This window comes from Devosia sp. P2_G7, assembly GCF_056403495.1.
The window spans coordinates 1-15,176 of sequence record NZ_JBFUFI010000025.1 but is presented as its reverse complement, the minus strand read 5'-3'; the positions used below and the strand labels follow the sequence as shown (position 1 = coordinate 15,176).

The 15,176-nt window shown below is 61.5% G+C and carries 16 protein-coding genes and 1 pseudogene; 6 read left to right on the top strand and 11 right to left on the bottom strand.

The window, feature by feature from the left end:
- Positions 1–196 precede the first annotated feature (196 nt).
- Positions 197–382, top strand: a complete 186-nt coding sequence (locus AC1DWU_RS22945) for a DUF3606 domain-containing protein (RefSeq protein ID WP_477152245.1) — start codon at positions 197–199, stop codon at positions 380–382.
- A 47-nt stretch (positions 383–429) separates the two neighbouring features.
- Here the strand turns inward: AC1DWU_RS22945 and AC1DWU_RS22940 are convergent, their stop codons facing one another.
- The 9 genes and pseudogenes from AC1DWU_RS22940 to AC1DWU_RS22900 all read right to left on the bottom strand — a co-directional run.
- Positions 430–675 carry a DUF6894 family protein gene (locus AC1DWU_RS22940; RefSeq protein WP_477152337.1) on the bottom strand — a complete coding sequence of 82 codons (246 nt, stop codon included), beginning with the start codon at positions 673–675 and terminating at the stop codon, positions 430–432.
- Positions 676–1,146: 471 nt separating this feature from the next.
- Positions 1,147–1,482 carry a hypothetical protein gene (locus AC1DWU_RS22935; RefSeq protein WP_477152336.1) on the bottom strand — a complete coding sequence of 112 codons (336 nt, stop codon included), beginning with the start codon at positions 1,480–1,482 and terminating at the stop codon, positions 1,147–1,149.
- A 574-nt stretch (positions 1,483–2,056) separates the two neighbouring features.
- A complete protein-coding gene (locus AC1DWU_RS22930; protein WP_477152335.1) occupies positions 2,057–2,260 on the bottom strand; it encodes a hypothetical protein in 204 nt (67 codons plus the stop codon).
- Positions 2,261–2,404: 144 nt separating this feature from the next.
- Positions 2,405–2,662, bottom strand: coding sequence for a hypothetical protein (locus AC1DWU_RS22925; RefSeq protein WP_477152334.1), 258 nt, complete (start codon positions 2,660–2,662; stop codon positions 2,405–2,407).
- A 126-nt stretch (positions 2,663–2,788) separates the two neighbouring features.
- Positions 2,789–3,265, bottom strand: coding sequence for an SH3 domain-containing protein (locus tag AC1DWU_RS22920; RefSeq protein WP_477152333.1), 477 nt, complete (start codon positions 3,263–3,265; stop codon positions 2,789–2,791).
- A 516-nt stretch (positions 3,266–3,781) separates the two neighbouring features.
- The gene (locus tag AC1DWU_RS22915; protein WP_477152332.1) at positions 3,782–5,239 is read right to left on the bottom strand and encodes a class I adenylate-forming enzyme family protein; all 1,458 of its coding nucleotides are present in this window, start codon (positions 5,237–5,239) and stop codon (positions 3,782–3,784) included.
- Between the two features lie 7 nt (positions 5,240–5,246).
- Positions 5,247–5,912, bottom strand: a complete 666-nt coding sequence (locus AC1DWU_RS22910) for an outer membrane protein (RefSeq protein WP_477152331.1) — start codon at positions 5,910–5,912, stop codon at positions 5,247–5,249.
- 475 nt (positions 5,913–6,387) lie between these two features.
- Entirely contained in the window at positions 6,388–6,984 is a 597-nt protein-coding gene (locus AC1DWU_RS22905) for an ATP dependent DNA ligase (RefSeq protein WP_477152330.1), read from the bottom strand.
- A 235-nt stretch (positions 6,985–7,219) separates the two neighbouring features.
- Positions 7,220–7,474: pseudogene (locus tag AC1DWU_RS22900) on the bottom strand (ATP-dependent DNA ligase); the annotation flags it as partial.
- 1,032 nt (positions 7,475–8,506) lie between these two features.
- Here AC1DWU_RS22900 and AC1DWU_RS22895 point away from each other — a divergent pair.
- Positions 8,507–9,367: an aldo/keto reductase gene (locus AC1DWU_RS22895; RefSeq protein ID WP_477152329.1), complete on the top strand. Its 861-nt coding sequence runs from the start codon at positions 8,507–8,509 to the stop codon at positions 9,365–9,367.
- Positions 9,368–9,495: 128 nt separating this feature from the next.
- Positions 9,496–11,316: an alpha-amylase family glycosyl hydrolase gene (locus tag AC1DWU_RS22890; protein WP_477152328.1), complete on the top strand. Its 1,821-nt coding sequence runs from the start codon at positions 9,496–9,498 to the stop codon at positions 11,314–11,316.
- Between the two features lie 44 nt (positions 11,317–11,360).
- Here the strand turns inward: AC1DWU_RS22890 and AC1DWU_RS22885 are convergent, their stop codons facing one another.
- Positions 11,361–12,224 carry an SDR family oxidoreductase gene (locus AC1DWU_RS22885; RefSeq protein ID WP_477152338.1) on the bottom strand — a complete coding sequence of 288 codons (864 nt, stop codon included), beginning with the start codon at positions 12,222–12,224 and terminating at the stop codon, positions 11,361–11,363.
- Between the two features lie 219 nt (positions 12,225–12,443).
- Here AC1DWU_RS22885 and AC1DWU_RS22880 point away from each other — a divergent pair, with 219 nt between their 5' ends.
- The 3 genes from AC1DWU_RS22880 to AC1DWU_RS22870 all read left to right on the top strand — a co-directional run bounded on the left by AC1DWU_RS22880 (position 12,444) and on the right by AC1DWU_RS22870 (position 14,863).
- Positions 12,444–13,565, top strand: coding sequence for an alpha/beta fold hydrolase (locus AC1DWU_RS22880; RefSeq protein WP_477152327.1), 1,122 nt, complete (start codon positions 12,444–12,446; stop codon positions 13,563–13,565).
- Positions 13,566–14,179: 614 nt separating this feature from the next.
- Positions 14,180–14,560 (top strand): DUF983 domain-containing protein, encoded by a 381-nt coding sequence (locus AC1DWU_RS22875; protein ID WP_477152326.1) that lies wholly within the window; start codon positions 14,180–14,182, stop codon positions 14,558–14,560.
- Positions 14,561–14,659: 99 nt separating this feature from the next.
- Positions 14,660–14,863, top strand: coding sequence for a hypothetical protein (locus AC1DWU_RS22870; protein WP_477152325.1), 204 nt, complete (start codon positions 14,660–14,662; stop codon positions 14,861–14,863).
- 76 nt (positions 14,864–14,939) lie between these two features.
- Here AC1DWU_RS22870 and AC1DWU_RS22865 read toward each other — a convergent pair.
- A partial coding sequence (locus AC1DWU_RS22865; protein ID WP_477152324.1) for a hypothetical protein occupies positions 14,940–15,176 on the bottom strand: 237 nt, incomplete at its 5' end.

Sequence of the window (15,176 nt, the reverse complement as noted above, 5' to 3'; positions counted from 1 at the left end):
TCCGGCGGGCAACGCTGCAACTCAGGTTCGCTCGCCGGATCGCCAAGCATTGATGCCCTGTGGCCGCAACCTGGGGACATCAAGAAAGGAGCGGGGTCGCCCCAAACCGGCGGTCCCGCTCCGCTAACAGAAGGCGGAAACCAAAGCTCGGCCTCGACGTTGCCGCTTCCATCATCCGTTCCGGTGGAGAGACAAGATGGCAGACGACAAAAGCAACCAAGGACAGCAGGACCGGTCACGCGTTGCGGCTGAGCAGCAGTACGAAGTGAGCTACTTCGCCGACAAGCACGGCATCACGCTCGATGAGGCGCGCGAGATCATCAGGAAGGCCGGCCCCAGCCGGGCGGATGCCGATGCCGCCGCGAACCGCAAGAAGGGCTGAGAGGTAGCTGGCGACGCCAGGTTAGTGCGTCAGTGCAGTTTTCCGGGCTAACCAACCAGGTGCCGCGTCTCCCAATGCAGACGGGTTTCTAACAGCGGTCCGTGAGCATCGGTGCGCACCACGACTATTAGGTCCCTGGGGGAGCTGTCCTCCGGAAGACAGTCTCGAGCTATTTCAGCGAGGGTAAGCGCAGCCTCAACTCGCGCCACCTCGTCAGTGGCCAGCTCTTGCCCCTCCAAGTCGTTGAACACGCCGTCGGTGCTGTCATGGAGGTCAAAAAAGTAACGCGTCATAGCCCGGCCTCCCCATCTGCGAGCAGCCATTCACACGGTGGGAAAAGGAACGGTCGCGCCGGGGCGGGCGCGACCGTGGGTATGACTTGGAGTATGACACCATGCCGTGTGCGCAGCTTGGTCCTCAAAAAACGCCCCGAGACGCGTTGAGTTCCGTGCCCACAGGTCGCCCTCCAGACGGCGCGCGGAACCCCGGCGGCACAAGCAGGTTAATGTGCACCAAGGTGGTGGATAGAGTGGTGAACTATGTTCTTCAATACGTGATGACGACAGGTCGAGCGCAGCGGGAAGTCCTGACCGCCGCTCAAGCTTAGTCGATTACAGGGGCCTGCAGTCAGCCGGCGCCTCATCAATTTCCGTCGTCGATCCGAGTGGGGCGAGGGTGACGTTTCCCGAGCTGTTGGCCCGCGCGACGGAGCCAGTTTCCGTCAGCAAGGAACGTCCGCAGAAACAGCGTCAGAAACCGCGTTCCTAGGGAGCCAACGACAGGGTCCGCAGTTGCTCGACCAGGTGCTCAAGAGCCGCGTCGACGTCATCAAAGCGGCTGTGCGGCGGCTCACCCTTGGTGGCGACGCGAAACTCGGCATGACGGTGTAGAACTTCCGCCAAAAGTGCGCCGGCCTCCAGGCGGGCCAAAGCCCTTTCCTCTGGCGTGCTGCGGCCTGAGGTGGCACGAACGCCGAGATAGGCGGCTTTGGCGTTCCATCCCTTTAAGGCCTTCGCGAATGGCGCGACGGCCGCGTCGGCGCGACGTCGGTTCTGCACAGACGAAAGGCGGCGTTCGGGAACGACCTGTTGGTTTTCCAAGGACGATCTCCTCCATCGACGGTTGAGGGTGGTTCGCCAGGGCCAAAGCCCTCACGACAACCCCTCCTCCCAAGGGGTTTGGATCGTATTCCTCCTGGTCAGCCGGCGCTATAAAGAACGATAGATGGTTACCGGTTCCTGGGAGGAGACGATGAGCCAGGGGGGCAAGTTGGTGGTGCTAGTTGCCTTCGATATGGACGAGGACGGCAACCTTCAGCCCGCCTTCGAGCCGCGGGAAATGCAGAACGAGGAGGGAGCTATACTGGCGGCGATGGAGCTTGCGCCGCAATACCGGGGTGCTCGCCTGGAGCCGCACCGCAGATCCCCAGCACGGGGAATACGGCGACCCGGTCGAGCTGGCGCGTTACGGCCTGGTGCCGGAGATGAAGTGATGGCGACGTGTGGCTTGTTCATAAAACACCCACACGAACATGGGAACTAGAGTGGTTCCAACGCGTTGTAACTATCGGACCGAGCCTAACGGGCCGGGCCACCACACACTCTAAAGTCATACTCGCGGTCGCGCCGTTCCCTAAAACGGCGCGAGCGTTTTCTTTTGCCGTTTCCGGGGCGCCTACGTCATGGTCGACGGCTCACTGGCCGCCTCCTTCACCTCCGGCGGGTCCTCAGCCTCGAGGCGACGTTGGATAGCCGCCTTGGCACCCTGAGCAAACTCCTCGCTCGAGTACGGTCCCCACTCGACCTGTTGCCCGTCAACATATGCATAGAAGTACCATTTGCCGTCCCGACTATCGGGGCCGAAAACCCGCTCTGTCATCGTCGCTCCCTTTCGGGGCGACAACGCAGCATGGCTCCAAAAGTTCGCGCCTCAGTCGATCAAGCGGCGGTTCGAACCGCAGCGTCAGGTGCTTCCACTTAGGGGCCGTCACTGTCACGTCGGCCTTCGCCGGTGAGCCAATCGCTAGAAGCGTCGCTGCTTCGCCGAGGTCAGCCAGTCTAGACCCGCGATCACCGGTGTCTTCCACTCGATCGTCAGGCCCTGCTCGTCGGTGCGAATTTTCCAATCGACGACGTCCTCGATGTGAGCGGCGGTAGTGTCGAGCACCACGTCGTTGGAGAACCGCACTGTAACATCTAGCTGCCGGCCAGTTTGCTCCACCGTGACGTGCTTTTGCACGTCGCTGTCGACCTGGAACTGAAAGTCGAGATGGCTATCCATGAGTTCCTCGCCGTGCCAGATCTATACCTTGCACGCTTCATCAATTTCGAACAGTGCGGCGGGGTCCGAAGGCCACCTTGGACACCCGCCGCGTACCAAGTTCCCAATAGGGGCGGGGGAACTTGGTTATTGGATACTGGCCTGTTTTTCCTCGACCCTACGCAACAACTTGCTGTAAACCCAACCGATCCGATCGCCACCAGCCGTAATCAATGCCCACCCACGGTCCTCCTTAATGACCGTAACCGGTGTGCCGCCCTTCAGCGAGAACAGCTGTCGGGTTGTCTTCTTGGGGCCGGCTCGGACGCGCAGGGATTCGACTGCGACCGTGTGGCTGAAGGTCGATGCCGGCGGCTCGGCCAGTGGACCTGGCTCTTGCGAAAGGGACGCCACCGGCACCGATTTCGCGATGTCGAGATCTTCGGGCTTGGCCGCGGGCAGTACGGCCACGTAGCTCGGTTTCAGATTTGTGGTCTTGACCGGTGTCGCCGCGGCAATCCTGGCAACCGTGTCGGCGGTGAAGCTTAGGCCGGTGACAGTCATGACGCCGGAGAGCAGCATGACGGATGCGAAGAGTGCCAAGGATACGAAGGTGCGGGCCATTTTCCGCTCCGATTGTCGGAGCGATGGTCGGCCAGTGGAGGGTACATGTGTATTTGGGATGATGGCCAGCCATCGCTCACGGAGAGTCAAACCAGAGCGGACTGCCTGAGTTCCGGATAGCGACTTCAGTCGCCATCGGACCGGCCGATGTGACCTTCAGTGCTTGCTAGGCAACGCCGACCGCTGCGTGTCTATCGCCAGTTGGCGAACTGACCCACCAACACGATGCCAAGTGCAATTAGAACGACGATGGCGAGCCATGCTGCCACCATCCATCCGAGGCCGTAACGCCCCCTGAGCACGCGACCCTCCAATATGGGCCCATGGCGCTTGAACTACTGCTGGACCCGGAGCATCTGGGGACCTTCGAGGTGTGCTCGCGGCGCAGAGTCTGCATGAAGTAGCCCGGGTTGAGTCCCGTGCGCCGCCGTTCAAGGCAGGCCTGCTCCGACCGAGGTGGTGCCGGCGATGCCGAGACCCAGCCATTGACTAGACCGGTGCATGCGTTGCGTGGCCTCAGCGCAACAGCATCTGGCGCAGCTGTTCCCGCAGCGCGTTGCGCATGACCTTGCCGTTCTCATTGCGGGGTACGGCGTCAATCTGAAAAACCCTATCCGGCACGCGCTCGTTCAGCTTGGGCGCTGCCTCTGCGATTAGACGATCAGGATCGAGGCGTGCCGAAGCAACGACAGCTGCCCAAATCTCGTCGATCCCTGCCGTGTTCGTGCATCCAACTACCGCAACGTCCGTCACACTGGCCGACAGACGCAAAACCTCTTCAATCAGTTCCGGCGCAACCACGACGCCGCCCCGGTTGATGATGTCGCCCGTGCGACCGGTTATGACAACAAGCCCATCCGGTTCAATGCGCCCGAAGTCCCCAGGGTAGAACCATCCGTCCGACGTGGTTTCCAGCGGCTCGCCACGGTCTCCCACGTAGAATGCGATTTCGGAACTCCGCACCCGGAGCACGCCTTCGCTTCCGGCGGGAAGGGCACTGCCCGTGTCATCAACGGCTTCGATGGTTGCCCACGGGAGTATGTAGCCCGCCGCACCCTCGTGCCGCTCGAAGTCGGCCGCCGTTGCAGATGTGAGGCCACCTACTTCGGTTGAGCCATAGCCGCCGATGACGAAGCTGGCGAGGCGTGAGCGGATTTCGGTCAGCATACGGATTGGCAACTTGGATCCGGCAACCGAAACGCATCTCAGACTTGGCGGCGGCGCAGCCGTCCCAAGCGCGTTGAGGATACCCTGCAATTGCACGACAGCACCCCCGATGGCGCTGACATTGAACATCCGGACCAACTGCAAGGCTTCAACGTAGTTCGATGAGAAACACAGCAGCGCGCCGACACTATGGGTCAGGATTGGCGACATGATGCCGGCAATCGTCGAGAACCCCATCATGTTTAAGGCGGCACCACTCAGGATGCGCTGGTTCATGTAGGTTTGGGTGTGAGCCATCCTGAGCTCGAGGGATGCGTTCGTCAGCGCCACGCATTTTGGACGGCCTGTAGTCCCTGACGAGTAGACGTATCTCACCACGTCGTCAGGATTGGGGAAACCAGGCATCCCCATTAGCCTGGCGTAGTCGATTGGGGCGGACTGATCGAAGCTGAACCACCGGGGATCCACCTTTCGAACCGGAAGGTCTGACGGGGGGAGATCGTCGCGGTCGGTCAGGAATAGATCTGGGCGTGGTCCGCTCTGCTGCGTGACAAAGATCGTGCCCACAGATGCCGACCTGACGCCCAGCAACGCCAAGGCATAGATCATGGCGGTGTGATGAATCGGGTTTCGGATGTCGAGGATGACGAGTTGCCGCGGCTTCACGCCGAAGGAGGTCAGGGCATCCACCGCGGCCGCCGTCGCCCCCATGAGCGAACCGAAGTTGGCGACACCGCCACCATAAGCAATCGCGGGGTCCTGCTCGGACCGCCGCGCTTGGTGCACAATGGCTTTTACGAGCTGCATGCCCGGATCAGAAGTGGAAGTTCACGCCGGTCCGCACGACAAGGCCCGAAGGCTTGTACTCGGAGTCGAAGCTGCCCTTGCCGGTGTCGCCAGAAGCGGTAAGCGGCGACATCTGGTACATCAGACCTTCGGTCTTAACGCTGAGATTGTCGTTTACCGCGACTTCGACACCGGCGCCGGCGACGACGCCGGTGACAAAGCCCGATGCTGTGGCGGGAACGGGCGTACCCTTACCTAGGTCGGAAACGTTCGCAGTATAGCTCGCCTGGCCGCCGGCAAGGCCAAGGGTCGCGTAAGCCAGCACCGGACCGTTGGTCACACCGAATCGACCACGTAGGGTCAGCAAAGATTCCAGCCGCTCATCGCCACCGGCGAACGGAATGAGATCGGTGTTGGTACCCTCGACCGTCGTCAAACTACCGTCGGCTTCGATGCCAACAACGAAGTTCTCGAGCTGGACGTTGTAGCCCGCCGTAAGCCCAGCCAGCCCACCTTTGGTGGCAAAATTCAGTTCGTTGCCGTCGGCTTCCAGGTCGCTGGTGGTGGCCACCACTCCAAGCGAAGCGCCGACATAGGCCCCCGTCCAATCGTAGGCCGATTGCCCAAAAGCGACAGCAGGGATGAGAAAGAGCGTCGAGCCCAGCGCCGTAGTAGCCAACAGTTTGCCACGCATGGCAGCCCCCAAAATAGACTCAATGACGACGCTACTGTGACGATTAGCTCCAAGCTGCTGAAAACGCTATGCCTTTTGTGCCACAATTCGCACAAAATGTGGCCGTTCTTGACTGGCCTTTTCCTGCCGGCAGAACGACAAAAGGCCCGGCGTTCCCCAAGAAAACCCGGGCCAGTTGGAGCTTGTGTAGGATCCTTCCACCGCCTCGGCCGGTTGAGAGGCGCGGTGTCGCTGCCGCGCCTCATGTCTCTTTCCAGACCGTTACTGACGATGCCGGCTTCCTTGCAAGACGCGTAGGTCAGCAGGGCCAGATCGATGCTCTTCGTCGTAGTGGCATCGATCCCGGCGTCGGTCTCACCTGAAGTAGCGTCCGACGATCATCCTTCGCGAGCGCTTTGCTGCGCTCGATGGCCGCGCCTATTTTGAGGGAGCACGCTGGGCGCCGATGGCTTCGGTGGGAACTTGTCGGTCATGGCTAGTGCCACCGGCTCGCGTCCCGGGGGTGCCGGCGCTCCATTTCCCGCTCGTAGATCTCGAGCGCGAGTGGCGTCTCGAGGATCGCGAGCACTTCACCGAGCGCCTCCTTTGCCGATACCCCGCTGTCGCGCGGAAGGTACTCATAGAGCACGTCGGAAATCATCACGACGATGTCGTCGGCGTTGACTGGCAGGTGCCCGAGGCGTTCCTCGGGCGCTGAATTGGTCGGGTGGTTCAGGTCAACCATTGGGTCTCTCCTCCAGGTGAACATCGGTGGCGGGTTTGTCTTCGCGCAGGCCCTTGAAAGACGGATGCGGATCAGGCCGTCCAGGGTGATCTCGGTGTATTCGACCTCGGCCAGGAGGCGCGGCTCGACCCAGCGGGCGGCCCGCATCTCTGCCCGCGGCATTCCGACAACCGGGGGCCGTTCGTCGGTGCCGATCAGCTGCAGAACGTCCCACACGTCACGCCGCATCTTGTCGGTGAAACCTGTGCCCGCGCCGCCGCGGTAGGCCAGGCGGCCCGCCTCGTACGTGGCGAGGAAGAGCCCGCGGACATTGTCGGCGCCATACTCGGGCGGCCGCCACCCGATCACCCGAACTCCTGCCGCTGCACGCACTTGACGTTGAGCCAGGCGGTGGAACGCTCCCCTGCGTAATAGCGAGCAATCGGGGACTTCGCGATGACGCCTTCGAAGCGGCCTTCACACATCGCTTTGAACACGTCAGCCCCGCCACCCGCGATGTGATCCGAATAGGCGATCGGGCGTCGTCAGGCAGGTTGGCCAAGAGGGCTTCAAGCCGCTGCTTGCGCTCCAGTTGGGACAGCCCGGCGATGTCCTCGCCATCGAGCTCCAGCAGGGCGAAGGCGTAGAAGACCACCGGTGTTTTGCCGTCGAGGCTGTTCTTCAACAGCGTGAAATCGGTGTGGCCCTCTTCGTCGATGGCGCACAGTTCGCCGTCGATCAAGGCGGACCCGGCTGTGAGCTTCGACAGCGCCGGTACGACGTAACCGAACTGGCGCCTCCAGTCATGGCCGTTGCGGGTGTAAAGCCGCATCTGGTCGCCGGCGATCGCCGCCTGCATGCGGTAGCCGTCGAACTTCATCTCGAACAGCCAGATGTCCCCGGTAGGAACACGGCGCTCGAGCGTCGCCAGCTGGGGCGGACGAAAAGCAGGAAGGATGGTAGATTCCGAGTCCCTGCGGCCTTGCCGTCGCGTGCGGGGAGCGGCCTTCACGGCCGGCATGAGGAACTCGTGTACATCGGCGATTCAATGCGGCGGGCACTGTTCGGTTGCGTACTGTAGCATGCCCGCAGACGAGCAGCCGATTACCCCATAACCAAATTTCACTCACTCGGTTTGCAGTGGCGGCATTGATCTAGGTGAGTGCCCTACGCCGTTTCTCGACGCTTAGAGCGGTTAGTAGAGTAGCCTCATCAGCCACTGGCGTGTGCGAAGGCACCATCTCCCCCAGGCCCCCTGAGAAGATCGCGTGCCGGAATCCTCTGATAATCCCGACGAGGCGCTCTGGAAGTGACCGGACAAGATGCGGGAAAGCCCGCCTAACTAGGCCCTTGGCTTATGACCGGGCCTGGTGGAGCCGCGTATTCGTCAGCATCGTAAGTTTGCTAGCCACGGCAGGGGCCTCTCAAGGAGCAGGTGATGAATTCCACTCGGCCCAAACCGGGCGCCCCCCTAGTCGAATTCATTGAGAAGAATCTTGCCCGCTGGACGTTCGCCAGCACCGATCGCGCGACACAGCAGGCCGAGTTCAACTATTTGGCGCGTCTGGCTCGGATTTGAGGAGCCAGACCAGCCGCACGAGTTCGGAGAGAACGTCTGGCTTGTTCGCAGGCGGCCCTCACCGGCGGCCCGAACGAATTAATCGTGGGGCGGCCAACGGCCATTCAAAATCGCTTCGATGTCCTGAACGCCGCAACGCGGGGCATCAAAGGGGGCGGAAACCGGTGGCCCGTATTCCCGATCCCCACTGAACTAAACCGCTCCAATTCAGTATCTGGATCGAAACTTTGAGGCTGTTGGTGTCAGGTAAGGAGTCTTGGAACTGTCGAGTCTCCAGCTAGTTCGGAGAGGGCAACCCAAGGAGACGCCCTCATGGCTCAGAACGATGCCGCCCTCGCCACCCTGCCCGTCATCCAGTTGAGCGAGTTCGTATCAATCCCGCAGTTGGGGCTCGGAGTGTGGCAGATCGAGAACCAGAAGGTTGTTCCCACGGTGACCGCCGCCCTGGACGCTGGCTATCGCTTGATCGATACCGCGCAGGGCTATGACAACGAGGCGGGCGTTGGAGAGGCACTAGGAAGCAGCGGCGTGCAGCGCTCGGAAGTCTTCTTGACCACCAAGCTGCGCACCAAGGCCGCGGGGTTCGACGGTGCGCTGGCTGGCGTCCAGGAGTCGCTCTCCGCACTCAACTTGGACTTCATTGACCTGATGCTGATCCACTGGCCGACACCGGCGCACGACAGGTACGTGGACACCTGGAAGGGATTGATCGAAGCGAAGGATCAGGGCCTTGTCCGAAGCATTGGCGTTTCCAATTTCACTCATGACCAGTTGGAACGCATCATCGACGAGACCGGTATCGTCCCTGCCGTGAACCAGGTGGAGACTCACCCATACTTCCAACAGAAGGACCTCCTGCCCTATCTGGCTTCGAGGGGCATTCGCCACGAGTCTTACTCCCCCTTGGGCAGTGGTGAGGTGCTCGACGATCCGATCATCGGGGAAATTGCCGCCAGCGCCGGCAAATCGCCCGCACAGATCATCATTCGCTGGCACCTGCAGCGAGGCTCGATCGTCATCCCGAAATCAGAGACTCCAGAGCGCATCCGCGAGAACTTCGACGTCTTCGGTTTCACCCTATCCGATGGGGAGATGGGACGAATCTCCGGACTAGATGATGTCGAGAACGGCCGAACCGGCAGCGATCCGGACACCTTCAATGATCTCTACTAGTTGACCGGCCAAGTAACGTAGCAGTGTTCCGGAACCCTCCTGCTGCAAGCAAGTTCATAATCCGCTTCCGGGTCACGTGCGCTGGCCGCGCGCACGCGGAGGACTGAAACTCGCACCGGGGATGCCCTATGACTATCGATCTCGACCGTTCAGCCATCCAGCCTCGTGTGGCCACCGGCGCGGCGCCGCAGGCCGTCCGGTTTGGGCCGCTGGTGGACGGGGGTATGACGGCGTTCCGTCTTTGGGCGCCAAGCGCGCCGTCAGCAGACCTGCTTATCCAAGGCCGCGACGCCGTCCCCATGGTCCGCAGTCCCGAGGGGTTTCTGCTGGCCCCCGTGGAGAATTGCGGGCCCGGGACACGCTATAAGTTCCGGGTAGGCGACTTGGAGTTTCCGGACCTCGCGTCCCGACAACAGGATGATGACGCGTCAGGCTGGAGCGTGGTGCGCAACCCTTTGCGCCCCTCGGACCGTAGAGTCCCCGTGCGTCCGTGGCACGAGACGATCATCTGCGAAGTCCATATCGGCACCGTAAGTCCTGAAGGCACCTTCAACGGACTCAGGAACCGCCTCGAGCACTTTCGCGATGCCGGCTACACCTGCCTCGAGATCCTACCCGTCAATGAGTTCCCTGGCACCCGCAACTGGGGCTACGACGGCACACTGATCTTTGCTCCTGAGCACAGCTACGGAACGCCCGAGGAACTGCGACAGTTGGTCGATCGCGCCCATGAACTCGGACTCTCGATGATCCTGGACGTGGTCTACAACCACTTTGGGGAAACGGACAATTTCGTCCAGGACTATGCGCCCCAGTGGTTCAGCGACGACGTCACCACCCCGTGGGGACCGGGAATCAATTTCGACGAGCCGATGGTCCGCCAGTTCTACTACGAGAACGCCGTGATGTGGCTGTCTGAGTACGATTTCGACGGGCTGCGCTTCGACAGCGTCCACGAAATCAAGACCGGCAGCCGCGAACTGTTCCTCGGTGAATTGGCAGAAGCAGCAAAGGCCGCCAAGCCGCATGCCTCATTGATCCTTGAGAACGTTGGGAACTCCTTCAACCTACTGGAGCGGAACGATCGTAACGAGCCGATGCGGTACTTAGCGCAGTGGAACGACGACATGCACCATGTGCTCGCCTACTTGGTCACCGGCGAGGGTGCGAAGACCGGGTACGACGATGCGACGAAGGATCCTTACGCCGACTTGGAAAAGGCGCTCGCCGACGGCTTCGTGCACGATCCCTCGGAAGGTGACGGTAGCGACGGACGAACGCGGGGCGGCGATGGCGCGAAGCTTCCGCCCGACAGCTTCATCACCTACGTGCAGAACCACGATCAGCTTGGCAACCGAGCCGACGCAAAGCGTCTATCCGAGCGCATCAGCCCCGAGCAGTTGGACTTCCTCCACTTCGCCAAGTTCCTCGCCCCCCAGGTCCCGCTATGCTTCATGGGGGATGAAGGCAACCTGACGAGCGGCTTTCCCTTCTTTCTCGATCTGCCAGCGGACGTGGCCAAGGCCAAGAGCAATGACCGCTACAAACAGATGCGGGAAATGTTCAAGGAGGAGGTGAAGCCCGGACAATTGCCCGAGCCGAACGCCCCCCAGACGTTCGAGATGGCCAAGCTTCCCTGGCAGGACTACGAGAACCTGCCCGAGCGCCAAGCGGCCCTGGATCGCTTTCGGGCACTGGGACATTGGCGGCAGCAGAAATTGTGGCCCCTGGCGGCGACGCCTTGCCTTGATGCCAAGACTGCTCGGCAGGGTAACTGCATCATCGTCACATGGACATTCGAAGCTGGCACTCTATCGATGGCACTGAACCCGACCAACGCTCCAGCTGACATTGCCTGCGAGGTCAATCGTACGCCCGTTTCCACGGGGCAATTCTCCCAGGCTGGTGATGTGCTCCGGCTCGGCGCGTGGTCGGCCGTAGCCTGGTAGTGGTGATCAGTTGGGGCGGCGTGACGCCGCCCCACTGAAGCTCATCACATCACCGGCTTGCCGCCAGTTACCGCAATTGTGGCACCGGAAATGTAGCTGGCTTCGTCGCTTGCCAGCATGACGTATGGTGGGGCGAGTTCGCGGGGTTGCGCCGGCCGGCCGAACGGCACCTGCTTGCCGAATTCGACGACGTTCTGCACGGGCAGACTTGTCGGCCCCAACGGCGTCCATACAGGCCCTGGCGCAACCGTGTTGGCCCGGATGCCCCTCTTGGCCAGCAACTGAGCCAGTCCAGCGCTGAAGTTCTGGATCGCCCCCTTGGTGACCGCATAGGCCAACAACTCGGGACTCGGTTCATCCGCCTGTTTGGAGGCCGTGTTGATGATCGATGAGCCCGGCTTCATGTGCGGGACGGCAGCCTTGGTGAGGTAGAACATCGCCGAGATGTTGACCGCCAGGGTCTTCTCCCACTCCTCGTCGGGGATCTCCTCGAGGCTCTCGAAATAGCTCTGGTGCGCGGCGTTGTTGACCAGCACGTCGATCCGCCCGAAGGCCTCGACGGTCTTCGCAACCAGATTGCGGCAATGTCCGGGGTTTGCAATATCGCCCGGCAGCAACAGGCACTTCCGGCCTGCCGCTTCGATGACCTTCTTCACGTCGGTAGCATCCTCCTCCTCCTCGCTGAGGTAGGAAATTGCCACGTCGGCGCCCTCACGGGCAAAGGCAATTGCGACGGCCCGGCCGATGCCGGAGTCGCCGCCAGTGATCAGCGTTTTCTTTCCCTCCAGCCGCTGCGACCCGCGATAGCTGTCCTCGCCATGGTCGGGCACCGGATCCATGCGGCTGGCGAGGCCAGGGTACGGCTGCTGCTGTTCAGGAAAGGGCGGCTTTGGGAAGTTATCGAGCATCGCAGAACCTCTTAGTTGCATAGATGGGTTCAACTTCGGCAAGACGCTTTGGTTCAGGGTGGGCGCGCGTTCCGGCGACCGCGTCGGCTTGGTCGGCTTGGTCGCGGAGTCTCTCGAGCAGTGGTCTGGACTCCGAGGAATCGTCGAAAGCGATAGGGGGAACCTAGTTGGCCGCAGGAGGTTGCGAGTGGGCGGAGTGTGCTTCGCCCAGGGGATTACATGCCGCTCGTTCTCATCCTTAGATTTATTTTGGGCCTGCTCTCGCTCGCCATCTTGGGCGCCGCTGCCTACTTCCTGTGGCGGTGGTATGATGGGGTCACGGTTGTCGATACCGATGGCGTCGTTCACCGCATCCGTGAAGATTGGCCGCTATGGATCGCTGCCGGCGCGTCGGTATGGTCGTTCCTGGGTGGCCTGATTCTGAAGCCATTGCTCGCAGGTCGAGACAGGCGGGTACTGAACCTCGTCCGAGCTGAAGAGGCTCGCGTAATCGACAGCACCACAGGTTCCAAGCTTTACGTGGAGACGCACGGCCCCGCGGGCGCCCCCACCATCATTCTCACCCATGGCTGGGGCTTGGACAGCACGATCTGGGGATATGCAGTCCAGGACCTCGCGACCCACTTCCGCGTCGTCACCTGGGACCTTCCAGGCCTCGGGCGCTCCAAGGGCAAGATCGAACTGGAGACTTTTGCCTCCGACCTCCGCTCCATCATCGATCTGGAAAATGCGGGAAAGGCCGTCCTCGTTGGGCATAGCATCGGGGGAATGACGATCCAGACCTTGGTGCGGGACGATCCGGGCTTCGTGGAACGACGGGTCGCCGGCATCGTGCTGCTGAATACCACCTACACCAATCCACTTCGCACCATGATCCTCAGCCCGCTCTGGCGCGCCCTGCGGTGGCCGCTGATCGAACCGCTAATGTGGCTGGCAATACCGCTGCAACCGCTCGTATGGCTTTCCGCCTGGCAGAGTTACCTGAGTGGGTCAGCGCACCTCGCCAACCGCATCGGCTTTGGCAAGCACGTCACTCTGAGCCAACTTAATGCGGTTACCCTCTTGGGTACGCGGAGCCCACCCGGCGCCCAGGCACGAGGGAACCTTGCCATGTTTCGTTGGAACGCCACGGGCGCACTCGCAAAGATCAATTTGCCCGTGCTGGTTATCGGCGGCGCGCTAGATATCGTCACCAAGCCGGAGGCCAGCCACACCATATCGGAGAGCAGTGCCGCTGCGCGTGTCTCGATCATCGAGGAGGTCAACCATATGGGCTTTCTCGAACAGTACGAAACCTACAACAGCGCCATAGGCCAGTTTGCAGCCGAGGTTCAGCCTTGAAGAGCGTCACGCTGAGCTGTGGGATCCTGCCTTGATCTGACGTCATGGACGAGACAATCCTGACCGCAGACGAGCGCCGCGCCAAAAAAGCTGAAAGGCGCGCTAAGCAACGCGAGATGCAATCTTACGGGCGGGCAAGATGCACGAGGCGCGCTTGCTGCTGAAGAAAGTTGGTCCGGCCGTGCTCGTCGATCGCGCACACCTCGCCGTCGATCAGCACGGTGCCTCTCGTTAACCGCGAAAACGCCGGCACGACGTAGCCGAACTGCTGCGTCCAGTCGTGGCCGCCCCGGGAATACATCCGAACCTGGCTGCCCGCGAAGCCGCCTGCGCCCGGTAGCCATCGAACTCATTTCGAACAGCCAGCTTTTGCGAGTGGGCACCCTGCGCTCGAGTGTCGCCAGTTGCGGCGGGCGGAAACTAGGAAGCACAAGTGGGGTAGAGTCCCGGCGGCTGGCCGCTTGGAGCGGGGGGTGACCGTTGCGGCCGGCATTCGGAACTCCTGCACATCATGCGTGAATCAATTTGAGCCGTCGTGTTCGGTTCCAATTCTATGAACCTCGCGAGGTCATAGGCGTTGACGATGAGGTTATCGAGCAAGGAAGCCTACCGCCATGCGCACCTTCGAACATCCCCACGTCGGCCTGGGAACGGCGATGCTCCGAGGGCTTCTTTGCCGCTGTCCCCGATGCGGTGCGGGAGACCTGTTCTCGGGGTTTCTTCAGCAGGTCGATAAATGCGCGGTGTGCGGTCAACCACTGGGCGACTTCAACGTCGGCCTCCTCTTGCCCTTTGTGGTGATCACCATTGTCGCGCATGTGATCATCTTCGTGATGCTCGACATGGAGATGAACGAAAGGGCGAGTCCGTTAACCTACATGGCCGTACTCGTCCCCCTGTCGATTGTCGTGCCGCTCGCCATTATCCGGCCGGTCAAGGGCGCCCTTATCGGCTTTCTCTGGTCGCGGGGGCTGAGTGACGAACTTGAACGCTAGCCCGGTTCACTGTGAAACCGCCGGCGGACCGGTGCGTCACGACAAGACAACAGCCGATGGAGGAAAGGATATGCTCTCCAATTCCTTATGGAGCGGTTGATGTACTCAGCCCTGGCGAAGCCCGGCGAGCCGCGGGTCGAGTTCATAGTCGAGAACTTCGCCCGCTGGACGTTTGCCAGTGCTGATCGCGAGGTGCAGAACCTTGAGTTCCATTACTGGTGCGGGTGGTTCGGGTTCGACGAGGACGACGAGCCGCACGAGGTCGATGGTCTAACCTGGCTCGTGCGCCGTCGCTACGGGTGAAGCGACAAAGGTCGGTAGGTGGCTAAAGAAAAGGGGCCCGTCGGGCCCCTTCGCATTTTCGTTCGAGGGTCGAGGCTTAGTCCAGGGTCTCGGCCCAGGAAGCGGCCCGATACGGCAGCGCACTCGTACCCAACGGGTTGAGCGCGTCCGAAGCCGTCGTGGAGTCGCCGAACGGGATCGAGAGGCCAACCTTGATGGTGTGGGAGAACCCATCGTCTTCGGTGTTGGCCTGGTAGGCCGCGTATTCGTAGCCAGCGGTCAGGAACGCATCAAAATCGGTCGGGAGACGGAAGGCACCCTTGATCCCAGCCGA